A 15860-nucleotide genomic window follows, 5' to 3' on the forward strand; every position below is an offset into this window, starting at 1 on the left:
TGTACCTATCGACGACTTGTCAACTGACAGTTCTGTCAGTGGACATGTCCATGCCTGCCTTCCTAGAGTGGACCATCACGGGAGGGCGGCGAAATGATTCGAGTTTCGCTCACGATCTTTGCCAGGTATCTGTCGATTGGCGTCATCAACACGCTGATTCACGGCCTGGCTTTCGCGCTGCTGCACCTGTGGATGGGCATCGTCCAGGTGTTGAGCAACGTCCTGGCATTCTTCATCGCGCTTTCGTTCTCTTTCCTGGCCAATGGCCGCTTCACCTTCCGGGCGCGGCTGACAGCCAGGCGCTACGTGGCGTACATCATCGCAATGGGCAGCTTGAGCGGCGCGCTGGGTTACCTGGGGGACCGGGAGGCCTGGCCGGCGTTGCTGACCTACGTGCTGTTCTCGCTGTGTAGCCTGGTGCTGGGCTTCATCTATGCGCGCTGGCTTTTCCAGAATGGGCGTTCATGGATATCTCGCTGATCGTACCGGTGTTCAATGAGGAGAAGGCCATAAGGCCCTTCTATGACGCGGTACGCCGGGTGTTTGCCACGGAGGTCACGCGGGTCGAGCTGGTGTTCGTCAATGACGGCAGTCAGGACGCCAGCGAAGCCCGCATCCGCGAACTGATCGCCAGCGACCCCGATGTGCTGCTGATCGACCTGTCGCGCAACTTCGGCAAGGAAGCTGCCCTGTTCGCTGGCCTGGATCAGGCCAGCGGCGATGCCGTCATTCCCATTGATGTCGACCTGCAAGATCCCGTGGAAGTCATCCCGCAGTTGATCGAACTCTGGCGTGCCGGCTTCGATGTGGTGCTGGCCAAGCGGCGTGATCGTTCAAACGACAGTTACTGGAAACGCTGCAGCGCGGCGGGTTTCTACTTTCTTCTCAAGCGAATCTCGCAGGTGCCCATCGAGTCGAACGTGGGGGACTTCCGCCTGCTCGATCGCAGGGTGGTGGAGGTCATCAAGTCGATGCCTGAGCACCCGTTGTTCATGAAGGGGATGCTGTCCTGGGCTGGTTTCAGCACAACGGTGGTGGAATATGACCGCGCCGAGCGCCGGCAAGGGCATAGCCGGTTCAATGGCTGGAAACTGTGGAACCTGGCGCTTGACGGCATCACTTCATTCAGCACCCTGCCACTGCGTTTGTGGACCTATATCGGTGTGGCCATCGCCGTGCTCGCGCTGGGGCATACCGTCGTGCTGGTGCTGGACAAGCTGCTGTACGGCAACCCGGTGCCCGGTTATCCCTCACTGATGACAGCAGTGCTGTTCCTCGGGGGCGTGCAGTTGATCGGCATAGGCATTCTTGGCGAGTACATCGGGCGCATCTACATGGAGACCAAGCATCGGCCAAGGTATGTGATCAAGCGCGTCTTGCGCCGGCCGATTTCGAATGGAGCCATCCAGTCGTTCGAGGATGTCGAATGATGCGGCTGCTGAAGTTTTCGAACGGATTCTGGTGGGCAGCATGCTTGGGGGTACTGCTGCTCGCCTGTGCGGCGAGGCTGTACCAGATCGATGGGCCCGTGCTGTGGCTCGATGAAGCGTTTACCGTCATCCTTGCTCGCATGTCGCCGATGCAGATCCTGTTGCACACTGCACGCGATGTCCACCCACCTCTGCACTACCTGCTGTTGCACTACTGGATGGCGGTGTTCGGCGATGGCCTGGTGGCCGTGCGCGGCTTGAGCGTCTGCTGTGGCGTGGCGAGTGTCGCGGTCGCGATGCTCATCACGCGCCAGTTGGGCAGTCGCCCGACCGCTCTGCTCGCCGGGCTGCTGCTCGCGCTGCTGCCGATTGCCGTGCGCTACAGTCAGGAAGCCCGCATGTATGCCTGGGTGGGCCTGCTGTTGCTGGCCGCCACCTGGATGCTGTTGAACTGGGTGCGAGCGCCATCACGCCATGGTTTCCTCTTCGGCTACGCCGCCTTGCTCAGTGCCGCGATGTACAGCCATTACTTCGCCGTGCTGGGCGCAATGGCGCATTGGCTGTACTTGGTGACGCTGCCTCGGGTCGATGGTCGACGCCTGGTGGTTTCGCGGGCGTGGTGGTTGTGCAATCTGGCTGTTGCGATCGCCTACCTGCCATGGCTGCCCTCATTGTTGCGGCAGCGGGCAATGGTGGATTCATTTGGCTGGATCACCGCTGTTTCGTCGCAGACGCTGCCATCCACATTCTGGCTGTTTTTCACCTTGGGCAGTGACAGCACATTTCTGCCCTTTGTGTTCTGGTCGCTCCCGATCACGTTCTGCCTCGCCACCATTGCCTTCGCACTCGGCCAACGACGAGTCGCGAAGCCGGCAGTCCTGCTGGCAGCGTTCAGCTACCTGCCGCCGATAGTGGCTTGGCTGGGGTCGTATCTGATACCGATGTACATGATCCGCTACATCGTCTTTGCCGCAAATGGCTTGCCCATTCTGCTGGCCGTGGCACTGCAAAGCGTTGCCACTCGGAGCAAGGTCCTTGCCGCTCTGTTGATCCTGGGGAGCCTGTCACTGGAAGGCGCGGGTCTGCTTCGCCTGTATGACGGGGCGAGCAATATCAATGGCGGGCCAGACTGGCGCAACATACGGCTGGACAGGGTTTTCGAGCAGCTCAACAGCCAGTGGAGGCCAGGAGACGTGATTGTCGTCGATGGCTTGTTCTGGTACTACACCGCTGCCTACTACAACAGAACCGGCTTTGAACCGCGGGTCTATGAGGATGGCCTCAGAGGCGACAACTCAGGCGCCTCCCGGACAACCTATGGCTGGACAACTTTGCTCTACCCCAGATCGGAGCAACTGTACCTAAGCGACCTGGCTCAACTCTGTGCGAAGTCGGGCAGAGTCTGGTGGGTGGGCGTAGCCTCTGGGTCAACCTTGGGGCAGCATTGGCCGGTGGGCTGGCGGCAAGTGGCGCGCATCGATGGCTCAGAGGCACAGGGCTTGCTGTTTGCGTTGCCGGAGCCGGCGGGCTTGTGCCGCGACAGTGGGAATACCGGCTCCGGGGGCGAAGTGCGTGCAGGCACTCCAGCCCCCAGCGCGGCGTTGTATCAGGCCGCCACCTCACTTTGCGGCTCGAAGCTGTCGGCCCGCGCCAACTGCCACATCCGCGAATAGAACTGCCCATTCACCTCGCCGGTCAGCAACTCCCCCGGCTTGAGGAACACATGCATCTGCGAGAACAGCTTGATCTCGGTCGCCGAAATGCGTCGCACCAGGTGCTTGGCCTCCAGCTGCGCCGGGTGTTCCAACCCCGCCGCCGCGAGCATCTCGGCCAGCGCGCGCAAGGTGTTGTGATGGAAATTCAGCACCCGCTGGGCCTTGTCCGGCACCACCAGCGCCCGCTGACGCAGGGCGTCCTGGGTCGCGACCCCGGTCGGGCACTTGTTGGTATGGCAGCTCTGCGACTGGATGCAGCCGATGGCGAACATGAAGCCGCGCGCCGAGTTGGCCCAGTCGGCGCCAATCGCCAGCACGCTGGCGATGTCGAAGGCGCTGACGATCTTGCCGCTGGCACCGAGCTTGATCTTGTCGCGCAGGTTCAAGCCCACCAGGGTGTTGTGCACGAACAGCAGGCCCTCGCGCAGCGGCACGCCGATATGGTCGGTGAACTCCACCGGCGCTGCGCCAGTACCGCCTTCCTTGCCATCGACCACGATGAAGTCGGGGAGGATGCCGGTTTCCAGCATGGCCTTGGCGATGCCCATGAACTCCCAGGGGTGGCCCAGGCAGAACTTGAAGCCCACCGGCTTGCCGCCGGACAACTCACGCAGCTGGGCGATGAACTGCATCATCTCGATAGGGGTGGAAAACGCGCTGTGGCGCGACGGTGAGATGCAGTCCTCGCCCATCAGGATGCCGCGGGTCTCGGCGATTTCCTGGGTGACCTTGTGCTTGGGCAGGATGCCGCCGTGGCCGGGTTTGGCACCCTGGCTCATCTTGATCTCGATCATCCGCACCTGCGGGTTCTGCGCCTGGGCGGCGAAGCGCTCGGGGTCGAAGCGCCCGTCGGGGGTGCGGCAGCCGAAATAGCCGCTGCCCAGTTCCCAGGTCAGGTCGCCACCGTGCTCGCGGTGGTAGGGGCTGATGCTGCCTTCGCCGGTGTCGTGGGCGAAATTGCCGAGCTTGGCGCCTTTGTTCAGGGCGCGGATGGCGTTGGCGCTGAGCGAACCGAAGCTCATGGCCGAAATGTTGAAGATCGACGCCGAGTACGGCTGGGTGCACTGCGGGCCGCCCACGGTGACGCGGAAACTGGCCGGGTCGGCCAAGGGCGCCGGGCGCATCGAGTGACCGATGAATTCGAAACCGGATTCGTACACATCAATCAGCGTGCCGAAGGGTTTGTCCGAGGCTTCGTTCTTGGCCCGGGCATAGACCAGCGAGCGCTGGGCACGGGAGAACGGCAGGGCATCGCTGTCGGACTCCAGCAGGTATTGGCGGATTTCCGGGCGGATGGCTTCGACCAGGTAGCGGATGTTACCGAGGATCGGGTAGTTGCGGCGTACCGCGTGGCGCTGCTGCAGCAGGTCGAACACACCGATCAGGCTGAGCACCCCGGTGGCCAGGGTGAACGGCCACAACCACTCATGGTGGAGCAACGGCAGGCTGGCGAGGGTGAACAGCACGCAGGCGGCGAAGAAGGCGTAGCGACTGAGAAGTGACAGGCTCATACGGGGTCCTTGCGAATGGCTCGGTCAGGCTCAGGGCCTGGGGCGAACCCCGACCATAGCCCGCTGGCCGGCCCAAGGCCAGCCTGGGGCGGCGCAGGAAAAATGAAAATACGGGTATCGAAAATCATTCTCGATAGTATATGTTATAAAGTATCACTTTGAGCTCGAGGAGTACCCACCATGAAAGCAGGCATCCACCCCGCATACCGCACCGTGCTGTTCCATGACACCGCTGCCGATGTGTACTTTCTGATCGGATCGACCGTCGATACCGATCGCACCCAGCAGCACAGCGATGGCCAGACCTACCCCTACGTGGCGCTGGATGTGTCCAGCGCTTCGCACCCGGTGTACACCGGGCAGCAGCGCAAGACCACGGTGGAAGGGCGGGTGGCCGGGTTCAACAAGCGCTTTGCCGGGTTTTCCGGGAAGACCGGGCAATAGCCGACTGCCATCGCGGGGCAAGCCCGCTCCCACGGGTCGTCGTGGGAGCGGGCTTGCCCCGCGATGACTTCAGTAGCCATTACGCAACAAGCGCTGATGCCACAGCGTTTGCTCAGCCAACGGCACATCAACCAGATACTGATATTTCCCCGCCACCCGGCACGCCACCGCCACCCCATCCCGGTACAGCAGCCGATTGCCGTTTACCGCCGGCACCTTGGCCCCCGGCAACAAGGTGCCCACCAGGTTCAACGGATCGCAACCGCTCACCACCACCAACGCCCCGTCCGCTTCGCGCCTGCGCACCTGGCGCAATACCCCGATGGCTTCGGGCAAGGCGAACTGTTCGCCGGCAAGCCCTGCGATAAAGCGCCCGCCACGGATCTCACCGCGCGCTTCGAGGCGGTGATAGCAATGCAGCAACTCACGCCACGCCGGCAGCACATCGCTTTCACGCTCCAGCAGGCGCCAGCACACCACGCCGTAGCGACGCAGCAGGCTGCGGGCGATATGTTCCAGGCGCGGGTCTTTGTCCACTTCGCTGCCCGCGCGGCGCAGCAGCGCCCAGCGCCCGGCATGGGCCATGGAACTCGACAGCGGCCCATGCCCGCGCCGGCTGCTGCGCGAAGCGCGTTTGGCCGCCGGGGTAATCAGGCTGCGCAGGCCACTGAAACCGTCGGCGCTGGCCAGGCCAAAACCGACCAGTTCCTGCAGCGCGGTTTCCAGCTCGCTGGGCAGCAGGTGAGCCTCGTGGGTCAATTCGTCGAAGAACAGGGCGCCGTGGGCCTGCAAGCTTTGCAGCACGCGCTGGCCGCGCGGCGATAGCTGCTGCGGATCCGGCGTTGGCGCAAGGCTGCGCCACAGCCCAAGCTGCTCGCGTGGCAGCAGCACCAATGGCGCGCTGGTCAAGGTGCTGGCCGAGGCCGTGGCCGCCAGCCGACTCCAGGCCCACTGGCCGCTGCGGCAGGCGTCGTCCAGCCAGTGCGGACTGTAGTCCTTGATCCGCGCCGGTAGCAGTTCCGCCTCCCAGGCACTGGCGGCGGCCGGGAAGCCTTGCAGCTGGCCGAGCACTTCGCCCACGGCCTGCGGGCCACGCAGGCGCTCTTCGCCGGCCAGGTGCTGCCAGTCGAACAGAAAACGCATGAAGTCTTGCAGGCTGACCGGTTCGATCTCGCGGCGCAGGCGCTTGACCGTATAGCGGTGGATGCGCGCCAGCAGGTGGCGTTCGCACCACTGCACTGCGCGCTCACCCGGGCTGAACTGGCCGCGCAGCACGTAACCTTCGCCTTCCAGCCGGGCGAGGGCCTGTTCGCAGTCACCCAGTGCGCAACCCAGCGGCGTGCCGATCTGGGCGAGGGTCAAGGGGCCGAAGCCGCTCAGCCGGGCCCGCAGCAGTTCGCTCAGCGCGATGTCCTGCGCATAAGGCTGGTCGAAGCCCGGGAGCACTGGCAACGCTGGCTCCAGGTGGGCGCCGGAGAACACTGCACTGACCTGGCCAAGGCGCTCACGGGCCAGCCACACAGGCGGCCCGCCCGCCTGCAGGCGGCAGGCTCTGCCGGACTGCGCCAGTTGCCCGAGCAGGGCGCTCCAACCTGGGTTGGCGTCGGCCTCGGCCTGGGTGATCACTCCCAGGCTCATCAGGGCTTCGTGCAGTTCATCGGCGTTGGCCGCGTGCGGCCAGGCCTCGGCCTGCACGGCGCGGATGGCGTCAATGTCCAGCGCACCGAGGTCGTCGCTGCTGTGCACTTCGTTCCAGCGGCGGTTGAGCACGGCCTGGGTGCGCCGCTCTTCCAACGGGGCATCGTCGAGGAAGGTGTAGGGGCGGGCGTTGAGGATCGCCGAGGCCAGTGGTGAAGGCGCCGGCAGGTCGCGGCTGAGCAGGCGGATGCCGCCGGCCTCCATGCGCCGCAGCAGCGCCAGCCAGCCTTCGCTGTCCATGGCTTCGTGCAGGCAGTCGTCGAGGGTCTGTTCGACCAGCGGGTGGTCAGGAATTTGCCGCTCGCCGACCAGGTTCTCCAGGCAGGCGATCTGATCGGGGAAAACCGCCGCTATCAGGTCTTCGCTCTTCATTCGCTGTATCTGCGGCGGCACCTTGCGCCCGCCCACATAGCGCGGCAAGGCCATGGCCACCGCCGCGCACCAGCGCCAGCGCACGCCGAACAGCGGTGCGTCGAGCAGGGCCTGGACAAGGATCGGCTCGGCCGTGCGGCTGTTCAGGTAACGCCAGACCTCGTCCAGTTCGAAACTGTGGCTACTGGACAGCGACAGCACGATGGCATCCTCACTGGCCGCCGCCTGCAGCTCGAAATTGAACGTGCGGCAGAAGCGCTTGCGCAGGGCCAGGCCCCAGGCGCGGTTGATGCGGCTGCCGTAGGGCGAATGAATGATCAGTTGGGTGCCGCCGGACTCATCGAAGAAGCGCTCCATCACCAGGGTCTGCTGCGACGGCAGGGCGCCGAGCACCTGCCAGGTGCGGCCAAGGTAGTCGAGCAACTGCTGGGCGCAGCCTTCATCCAGTTGGTAGGTGGTGCGCAGCCAGCCCAGCGCCTGGTCGAAATCGCCGGCCTGCAATTGTTCATCAAGGCGCGCCTGCAGCCGGGCCACTGCGCCGGACAGTTCATTGCTGCGCCCGGGCGCCTCGCCGATCCAGAACGGAATGGTCGGTGGCTGGCCCCGGGCATCCTCGACCCGTACCCGTCCAGGCTCTACCCGCAGGATGCGGTAGGAGGCGTTGCCCAGTTGGAAGACATCGCCAGCGATGCTTTCTATTGCGAAGTCTTCGTTGACGCTGCCGATGTTCAGCGCCTGGGGTTCGAGCAGTACGGCGTAATCGGCGGTTTCGGGGATGGTGCCGCCGCTGGTCAACGCGGTCAGCTGGCTACCGCGTCGACCGCGCAGGCTGGCGCTGACCGCATCACGGTGCAGGTAGGCACTGCGCACGCCCTGGCGGCCGTTGAAACCCTCGGCGAGCATGCGCAGCAGGGCCTGGTAGTGGCCTTCGTCGAGGGCGGCGTAGGGGGTGGCCTGGCGCAGCAGGTTGAACAGCGCGCGCTCGTCCCAGGGCTGGTTGCTCACTTCGGCGACGATCTGCTGGGCGAGCACGTCCAGCGGCGCCGCCGGAATATGCAGCTCGTCGAGTTCGCCCTGGCGCACACAGTCGAGCAAGGCGACGCACTCGATCAGCTCGTCCCGCGAGGTGGGGAACAGCCGGCCCTTGGGCACGCCATCGACCTGATGCCCGGAGCGCCCGACCCGCTGCAAGAAGGCGGCGATCGAGCCGGGCGAGGCGATCTGGCAGACCAGATCGACATCGCCGATATCGATACCCAGCTCCAGCGAGGCGGTGGTGACCAGCACCTGCAATTCGCCGGCCTTGAGTTGCTGCTCTGCCTTCAGGCGATGCTCCTTGGCCAGGCTGCCGTGGTGCGCGGCCACGGCGTCGTTGCCCAGGCGCTCGCCCAGGTGGCGGGTGAGCCGTTCGGCCAGGCGCCGGGTGTTGACGAAGATCAGCGTGGTGCGGTGCTGGCGGGCCAGCGCGGCCAGGCGCTCGTAGACCAGCGCCCAGACATCGGTGGCCATGACCGCGCCCAGCGGCACCGGCGGCACTTCGAGGGCCAGGTCGCGCTGGCGCACATGGCCGATGTCGACGATGGCGCAGGGGCGCTGGTGGCCGACCAGGAACTGCGCGACCCGCTCCACCGGGCGCTGGGTCGCCGACAGGCCGATGCGCCGCAAGGGCCGGCCTGCCAGGGCTTCCAGGCGTTCCAGGGTCAAGGCCAGGTGGCTGCCGCGCTTGTTGCCGGCCAGGGCGTGGATCTCGTCGACAATCACCGTGTGCACGCTGGCCAGGCCTTCGCGGCCCGACGCCGAACCCATCAGTACGTACAGCGACTCCGGCGTGGTCACCAGGATATGCGGGGCCAGCTTGCGCATGGCCGCGCGTTCCTTCTGCGGGGTGTCGCCGGTGCGTACGGCGGTGGTGATGCGTGGTGCTTTCAGGCCGAGCTGCTCGATCTGCGCGCTGATGCCTTCGAGCGGGGCCTTGAGGTTCAGGCGAATATCGTTGGACAGCGCCTTGAGCGGCGAGACGTAGACAATCTGGGTTTGCGCCGGCAGTTCGCCGTCACGGTCGAGCCCTTGGCGGAACAGCTCGTCGAGCACGGCGAGGAAGGCGCTCAGGGTCTTGCCCGAGCCGGTCGGCGCGGCCAGCAGCATCGACTGGCCCGCATGGATCAGCGGCCAGGCGCCGGCCTGGGCCTCGGTGACCGTGGCGAAGCGTTGGCGGAACCAGGTGGCCACGGCGGGGTGGAACAGGCCGAGCACCGGGTGCTGATGGGCGGGGAGGTTCATGGATTGGTTATGGAGCGTTGCAGGCGGATAGGCAAGGGGCCGTTCGTCTGCCTGTGCCGGCCCTATCGCGGGGCAAGCCCGTTCCCACGCTGTGGATTGCCCCCCAGGTCTACAGCGAACGGCGTGGGAGCGGGCTTGCCCCGCGATGAGGCCGGAACAGGTATCCTTCGCTTCCCGACCCTCCGTGAGCCGCCCCCATGCCCAACACCATCCACATCGCCGCCGCCCTGTTGATCGACCCGCAAGGCCGTACGCTGCTGGTGCGCAAGCGCGGCACCCTGGCCTTCATGCAGCCGGGCGGCAAGATCGATGCGGGGGAGTCTGCGGCCCAGGCGCTGGCGCGTGAGCTTCACGAAGAGCTGGGGCTGCGCATCGACCCGGCACAGGCCACGCACCTGGGCAGTTTCAGTGCCCCGGCGGCCAATGAGCCAGGCTTCGTGGTCAAGGCCGAGCTGTTCCGTGTCGACAGCGCCGAGGCCGTGACCCCGGCGGCAGAAATCGAAGAAGTGCTGTGGCTGGCCGCCAGCGACACGCCAGGCCTCTGCCTGGCGCCCCTGACCCGCGACCTGATCCTGCCGCTGTGGCGCCAAGGCCTCAACGCACCGCGCTGACCCCGTCGAGGGTGGCGAACGAGGTGTCCTTGGCGGTCAGCAGGAAATCGCGCATGTACGGCGCATCGAGCATGTCGGTGCGCACTGCCGCGTACAGCGTGGCGAACAGGCCTTTTTCGCCCAGGCGCTTGCCCTTCACGTAACCGCGCGAACTGTATTCATGCAGCGCCCAGTGCGGCATGCCGCATACGCCACGGCCGCTGGCCACCAGCTGCATCATCATTACCGTCAGTTCCGAGGTGCGCACCGCTGCCGGCTCCATGTCGGCCGGCTCGAGGAAGCGGGTAAAGATGTCCAGGCGGTCGCGCTCCACCGGGTAGGTGATCAGGGTCTGGTCGAGCAGGTCCTGGGGCACGATATAGGGCTTGCTGGCCAGCGGGTGCTGGTTGGCCACGGCGAGCATGGCTTCGTAGGTGAACAGCGGCACGTAGGTGATGCCGGCCAGCTCCAGCGGGTCGGAAGTCACCACCAGGTCGAGGTCGCCGCGGGCCAGGGCCGGCAAGGGGGCGAAGGCGAAGCCCGAGGCCAGGTCCAGCTCCACCTCCGGCCAGGCGTCGCGGAACTGGTCGATGGTCGGCATCAGCCACTGGAAGCAGCTGTGGCACTCGATGGCCATGTGCAGGCGCCCGGCGGTGCCGCCGGCCAGCCGGGCGATATCGCGCTCGGCGCCACGCAGCAGCGGCAGGGTGGCGTCGGCCAGTTGCAGCAGACGCAGGCCGGCGCTGGTGAAGCGGATCGGCTTGGTCTTGCGCACGAACAGCGGCAGGCCCAGGCGTTCCTCCAGCTCCTTGAACTGGTGCGACAGCGCCGATTGCGTCAGGTGCAGGCGTTCGGCGGCCTCCACCAGGCTGTCGGCCTCGCGCAGGGCATGAAGGGTTTTCAGGTGACGGATTTCCAGCACAAGGGCTCCGTGAACAATATTTGAGAGAAAGCGGGATGGCGTTGAGTTTCCCTCATGTTGCCATGGCCTGTCGACCACCGCATGGCAATGACCGCTCGGCAAGGTTCATGAAACTGTCACGGTTTTGTGGCAGCGCGAGCGAATGGATTTCATCAGACTCGCGCTCTACTGGGGATATGCATTCTGGTGTTTTTTTCATGCGGGCTTTTTTTCTTTTCTTCTTGCTGCTTGTCAGTGCCTCGGCGAGCTTCGCCGACGACCGCTGCAACCCACAGGTGCCGGCGCAACGTGCCGAGCTGGGTGAGCTGAGCCTGGTCTACCAGAGCGTCGGCGCGCCGCGGGATCCGGCGTTGTTGCTGGTCATGGGCCTGGGCGGGCAACTGATCCACTGGCCGGACGACGTGGTCGAGGCGCTGTGCCGACAGGGCTTTCGGGTGATCCGTTACGACAACCGTGATGTCGGCCTGTCGCGCTGGAACCAACTGCCGGGCTCGGCCAACCTCACCCTGGAGGTGCTGCGCTACAAGCTGGGCCTGCCGGTATCGGCGCCCTACAGCCTGACCGACATGGCCGGTGACGGCCTGCACCTGATGGACGCGCTGCAGATCCGCCAGTTCCATGTGCTGGGTGTGAGCATGGGCGGGATGATCGCCCAGCACATTGCAGCCATGGCGCCGGAGCGGGTGCGCAGCCTGACGCTGGTGATGTCCAGTTCGGGCGCGGCCGGGTTGCCGGCACCGAATCCGGCGCTGGTGCAGCTGCTGGCGCGGCGCAATGCACCGAACCGGGCGGTGGCCATCGAGCAGCAGGCTGACCTGTTGGCGGCCTTGGGCAGCCCGCAGGTGAAGGATGATCGCGCGGTGTTGCTCAAGCAGGCGGCGCAGGCCTACGACCGGGCATTCAACCCCGAGGGCGTGAAGCGCCAGATCATGGCGATTCTCGCCGAGCCGAGCCGGGTCGAGTTATTGAATCAGCTGCGGGTGCCGACGTTGGTGGTGCATGGCACCGCCGATCCGTTGCTGCCGGTGATGCATGGGGTGCACCTGGCGGCGCATATCCAGGGCAGCGAGTTGCGCTTGATACCGGGGCTGGCGCATCGCTTCCAGGAGCCGTTCAAGCAGCCGCTGCTGGGGGCGGTGCTGCCTTACCTGCAGTCGCACCGGCAGGATGTGACGCATATCGCCGGGCTCTAGAACCTATCGCGGGGCAAGCCCGCTCCCACGCAATGGACCTGTGGGCAATCCACTGCGTGGGAGCGGGCTTGCCCCGCGATAGGTTCTAGAGCCTTCAGTGCATCCGTACCCAAACGCTCACCAGCACCGTCGCCGCCATCAGCCAGGCCACCGTGGCCAGCGCCAGCGACGCCTCCAGGCGCATCCGGTCGACCAGCACATACAAGGTCGCCAGGTAAACGAAGTACGGAATGATCGACCACATGCCGAACAGGATGGTGGTCTTCAGATCCTCGATGCTGCGGCCCTTGCCGACGATGTAGTGGGCGATCAGGGCGAAGGTGGGAAACAGCGGCACGAGCCCTGCGATGTAGTAGTTGCGAGTCTTCGACAGGATGGCCAGCAACACCACCACACCAGCGCCCAGGGCCGCTTTGAATACCAGGTCCACGTTGTCTTTCCAGGTTGAGATTGCCGATCAGCCGAGGCCGTATTTCTTCACTTTGTCGAACAGCGTGGTCTTGGCCATGCCCAGCTCCTGGCTGGCCTGGCTGAGGTTGCCGCCGGTGCGTTGCAGGGCGTCGCTGAGCAGGTTGCGCTCGAACGCCTCGACCGCCTCGGAAAACCCCAGGCCCTGGCTGGCGCCGCCGCTGGGGCCCTTCTTGAACGCCGGCAGGCCCAGGGCATGGCGTTCGGCGACGTTGCGCAGTTCGCGCACGTTGCCCGGCCAGTCGTGGGCCATCAGTTGCGACAGGGTCTGGCTGTCGAGCTCCGGCGCCTCACGGTCGAAGCGCAGCGCCGACTGTTGCAGGAAGTGCTCGAACAGCTGCAGGACGTCTTCGCGGCGTTCGCGCAGGGGCGGCAGCTCCAGGGTCACCACGTTGAGGCGGTAATACAGGTCGCTGCGGAACTGGCCGGTCTGGCCAAGGGCGTCGAGGTCGGACTTGGTGGCGGCGATCACCCGGCAGTCCACCGGGATGCTCTGGTTCGAGCCCAGGCGTTCCAGGGTGCGCTCCTGCAGCACGCGCAGCAGCTTGATCTGCAGGTTGATCGGCATGCTCTCCACTTCATCGAGGAACAGCGTGCCACCGTTGGCGTGCTCGATCTTGCCGATGCGCCGTTTGCCGGCGCCGGTGAAGGCGTTGGCCTCGTGGCCGAAAATCTCGCTTTCGAACAGGTTCTCCGGCAGGCCGCCGCAGTTCAGCGCCACGAACGGCTGGCCCTGGCGCCGGCTGAAGTCGTGCAGGCAGCGGGCGACCAGCTCTTTGCCGGTGCCGGTCTCGCCTTCGATCAGCACGTTGGCCGAGGTGTCGGCAACGTTGGCGATCAGTTCGCGCAAGTGCTCCATGGCCGGCGAGCGGCCAATGATCCGGCCTTCCAGGCTGCTCTGTTCGACCAGTTGGCGGCGCAGGGCGACCACCTCCCGGGACAGGCCGCGCTGCTCCAGCGCGCGGCGGACCACGTCGACCAGGCGCTCGGGCGAGAAGGGTTTTTCCATGAAGTCGTAGGCGCCGTTGCGCATGGCGCCGACCGCCATGTCGATATCGCCGTGGCCGGTGATCAGCACCACCGGCAGGCTGCGGTCGCGGGCCTTGAGGCGGTTGAGCAGCTCCAGGCCATCGATGCCCGGCAGGCGGATATCGCTGACGACGATGCCGGCGAAGTCGTCGCCGATGCGTTCCAGTGCCTGCTCGGCGCTGCCGACGCCTTCGCAGGCGATGTCCTCGAGGGCCAGCGCCTGCTGGCAGCCGAGCAGCACATGGGGATCGTCTTCGACGATCAAGACCGTCAAGGGTGCTTGGTTCATAGGGACCCTTCGTTCATGGGAGCTCTGCGGATTCGGTGGGCGGCGTGGCCAGGGGCAAGGCGAGGACGAACGCAGTGCCGCCGCCGGCGGGGTGTTCGACGCTCAGGGTGCCCTTGGCGGCGGTGGCCAGGCTGGCCGACAGGGTAAGGCCAAGGCCCAGGCCATGCTCGCCAGGTTTGGTGGTGAAGAACGGTTCGAACAGGTGCTTGCGCGCTTCCGGGTCGATGCCGTGGCCATTGTCGCGTACCCACAGGCGGTACTTGTCGCCCTGGGCTTCACCTTCCAGCCACAGTTGCGGCAGCGGTTGGGTGGCCATGGCGTCCAGGGCGTTGCCGATCAGGTTGACCAGGATCTGTTCCAGGCGGGTCTGGTCGATGGCCAACTGCTGGTCGTCGAACTGGCGGTGCAACTGCAGATGGCAGGCACTGATGCGGTTGCCCAGCACCTGCAGGGTGGCCTCGACGGCTTTTTCCAGCGAGGCCTGGCCGCGGTCGTCGCCGCGCCGGGCGAACGAGCGCAGGCTGGCGGTGATGCGGCCCATGCGGTCGATCAGGTCGTTCATGGTGCGCAGGTTGGCGCTGGCAGTTTCCAGTGCGCCGCGTTCAAGGAAGCGCACGGTGTTGCCCGACAGCGTGCGCAGTGCCGCCAGGGGCTGGTTGAGTTCGTGGGCGATGCTGGTGGACATCTGGCCGATGGCCGCCAGCTTGCCGGCCTGCACCAGCTCGTCCTGGGCCTGGCGCAGGGTCTGTTCGGCGTGGCGGCGTTCGCGGATCTGGCCTTTGAGGCGTTCGTTGCTGGCACGCAGGTCGGCGGTGCGCTCGGTGATCTTGCGCTCCAGGTGGCTGTTGGCCTCTTCCAGCGCCTCGCGAGCGGCCAGGCGGGTGGCGATCACCTTGCGTCGTTCGTTCCAGGCGATGGCCAGGATCGCCAGCAGGGCGAACGCCACGCCGACCAGGATGCCCTGCACCATGGATTCGCGGCGCAGGTCCTGCAGCGGGGTGAGCAGGGTGAAGTGCCAGGGGGTGTCGACCAGGCGCCGGGTCTGGGCCAGGTAGGCCACCTCGTGGGGCTTGCCGTGGGCAGTTTCGCTGTTGGCCGGGAAGGTCAGTTTCTCCACGCCATCGGCCAGGGTTTCACGGGCCAGCGGTTGCAGCTCGTTGAGTGGCCACCAGTAGTACTGCAGGCTGCGTGCCAGGCGTTCCTTGATCTGCGGGTTCAGCGGGCGGACCGACTTGAGGCGCCGGGCGGGGTCGCTGGAGAGGATGATGATGCCGTTCTCGTCGCTGACGAAGGCTTCAAGGCGGGCGCGTTGCCAGCGCTCCTCAAGGGTGTCCAGGCGCACCTTGATCACTGCCACGCCGATGATCTTGCCGTGTTCTTCCAGGCCATGGGCCAGGTAATAGCCGGCCTCGCCGGTGGTGCTGCCGATGCCGTAGAAACGCCCGGGCTCGCCGCGCACGGCGGTCTGGAAGTAGGCACGGAACGCCAGGTCTTCGCCGAGGAAGGAATCGGCGTCGCGCCAGTTGCTGGTGGCCTGCACCCGGCCGTTGGTGTCGAGGACGAAGATCGCCCGGCTGCGGCTGCGCCGGTTCAGGCCCTCGAGGTATTCGTTGACGGCCTGGCGATCACCGGCTTCGGGGTCAGTGAGCAGGCGCGAGACGCTGTCTTCCAGCTCCAGCAGGCTGGGCAGGTAGGTGTACTTGCTGATTTCGCTTTCGACCGTGCGCGCATGCAGTTCCAGCGCGCGCTCGCCGCTTTCGCTGAGGGTGCGGATGCCATTGCTCTCGCTGATCAGATAGCCAGCCAGCCCTAAGCCGACCATCAGCAGGATGACCAGGGGCGGCAGCAGCAATTGACGGATCAGGCGGGATTTCACGGCAGGCTGGGCAGGGCGAAGGAGCGAAGGGTCGCATTTCATC

At 65.7% G+C, this 15860-nt stretch carries 12 protein-coding genes; 6 read left to right on the forward strand and 6 right to left on the reverse strand.

The features are described 5' to 3' along the window. Positions 1–93 precede the first annotated feature (93 nt). From DM373_RS19410 to DM373_RS19420, 3 genes are read left to right on the forward strand one after another with little or no spacing between them, the layout of a single operon-like run. Entirely contained in the window at positions 94–480 is a 387-nt protein-coding gene (locus DM373_RS19410; RefSeq protein ID WP_110995117.1) for a GtrA family protein, read from the forward strand. Then, complete coding sequence (locus tag DM373_RS19415) at positions 465–1430, forward strand: glycosyltransferase family 2 protein (protein ID WP_110995118.1); 966 nt, start codon at positions 465–467, stop codon at positions 1428–1430. Before DM373_RS19410 ends, DM373_RS19415 begins: the two co-directional genes overlap by 16 nt. After that, positions 1427–3103 (forward strand): glycosyltransferase family 39 protein, encoded by a 1677-nt coding sequence (locus tag DM373_RS19420; protein WP_110995119.1) that lies wholly within the window; start codon positions 1427–1429, stop codon positions 3101–3103. The genes DM373_RS19415 and DM373_RS19420 overlap by 4 nt, the downstream gene beginning before the upstream one ends. On the opposite strand, the gene DM373_RS19425 is transcribed toward DM373_RS19420, so the two are convergent. Further along, positions 3037–4656, reverse strand: a complete 1620-nt coding sequence (locus DM373_RS19425; RefSeq protein ID WP_110995120.1) for an FMN-binding glutamate synthase family protein — start codon at positions 4654–4656, stop codon at positions 3037–3039. The genes DM373_RS19420 and DM373_RS19425 overlap by 67 nt on opposite strands. Before the next feature lie 180 nt (positions 4657–4836). Between DM373_RS19425 and DM373_RS19430 the strand changes: the two genes are divergently transcribed. Next, entirely contained in the window at positions 4837–5100 is a 264-nt protein-coding gene (locus DM373_RS19430) for a type B 50S ribosomal protein L31 (protein WP_110995121.1), read from the forward strand. Between the two features lie 69 nt (positions 5101–5169). Here the strand turns inward: DM373_RS19430 and DM373_RS19435 are convergent, their stop codons facing one another. Then, positions 5170–9450 carry a DEAD/DEAH box helicase gene (locus tag DM373_RS19435; RefSeq protein WP_110995122.1) on the reverse strand — a complete coding sequence of 1427 codons (4281 nt, stop codon included), beginning with the start codon at positions 9448–9450 and terminating at the stop codon, positions 5170–5172. Positions 9451–9647: 197 nt separating this feature from the next. Here DM373_RS19435 and DM373_RS19440 point away from each other — a divergent pair, with 197 nt between their 5' ends. Next, positions 9648–10061 (forward strand): NUDIX hydrolase, encoded by a 414-nt coding sequence (locus DM373_RS19440; RefSeq protein WP_110995123.1) that lies wholly within the window; start codon positions 9648–9650, stop codon positions 10059–10061. Here DM373_RS19440 and metR read toward each other — a convergent pair. Beyond that, positions 10045–10962, reverse strand: coding sequence for a transcriptional regulator MetR (gene metR / locus DM373_RS19445; protein ID WP_110995124.1), 918 nt, complete (start codon positions 10960–10962; stop codon positions 10045–10047). The two genes, DM373_RS19440 and metR, sit on opposite strands and share 17 nt — an antisense overlap. A gap of 197 nt (positions 10963–11159) precedes the next feature. On the opposite strand from metR, the gene DM373_RS19450 reads away from it, so the two are divergent. Then, positions 11160–12155 carry an alpha/beta fold hydrolase gene (locus DM373_RS19450; RefSeq protein WP_110995125.1) on the forward strand — a complete coding sequence of 332 codons (996 nt, stop codon included), beginning with the start codon at positions 11160–11162 and terminating at the stop codon, positions 12153–12155. Positions 12156–12249: 94 nt separating this feature from the next. Here DM373_RS19450 and DM373_RS19455 read toward each other — a convergent pair whose 3' ends face one another. The 3 genes from DM373_RS19455 to aauS are packed head-to-tail and all read right to left on the reverse strand — an operon-like array spanning position 12250 to position 15859. Continuing rightward, entirely contained in the window at positions 12250–12585 is a 336-nt protein-coding gene (locus tag DM373_RS19455) for a GlpM family protein (RefSeq protein ID WP_110995126.1), read from the reverse strand. Positions 12586–12612: 27 nt separating this feature from the next. After that, positions 12613–13941 (reverse strand): two-component response regulator AauR, encoded by a 1329-nt coding sequence (gene aauR, locus DM373_RS19460; protein ID WP_110995127.1) that lies wholly within the window; start codon positions 13939–13941, stop codon positions 12613–12615. A gap of 13 nt (positions 13942–13954) precedes the next feature. Further along, on the reverse strand, positions 13955–15859 hold the full coding sequence (aauS, locus tag DM373_RS19465) for a two-component sensor histidine kinase AauS (protein ID WP_110995128.1): 1905 nt from the start codon (positions 15857–15859) through the stop codon (positions 13955–13957). Between the last annotated feature and the right edge of the window lies 1 nt (position 15860).

Origin of the sequence: Pseudomonas sichuanensis (assembly GCF_003231305.1) — a bacterium.
GTDB lineage: Bacteria > Pseudomonadota > Gammaproteobacteria > Pseudomonadales > Pseudomonadaceae > Aquipseudomonas > Aquipseudomonas sichuanensis.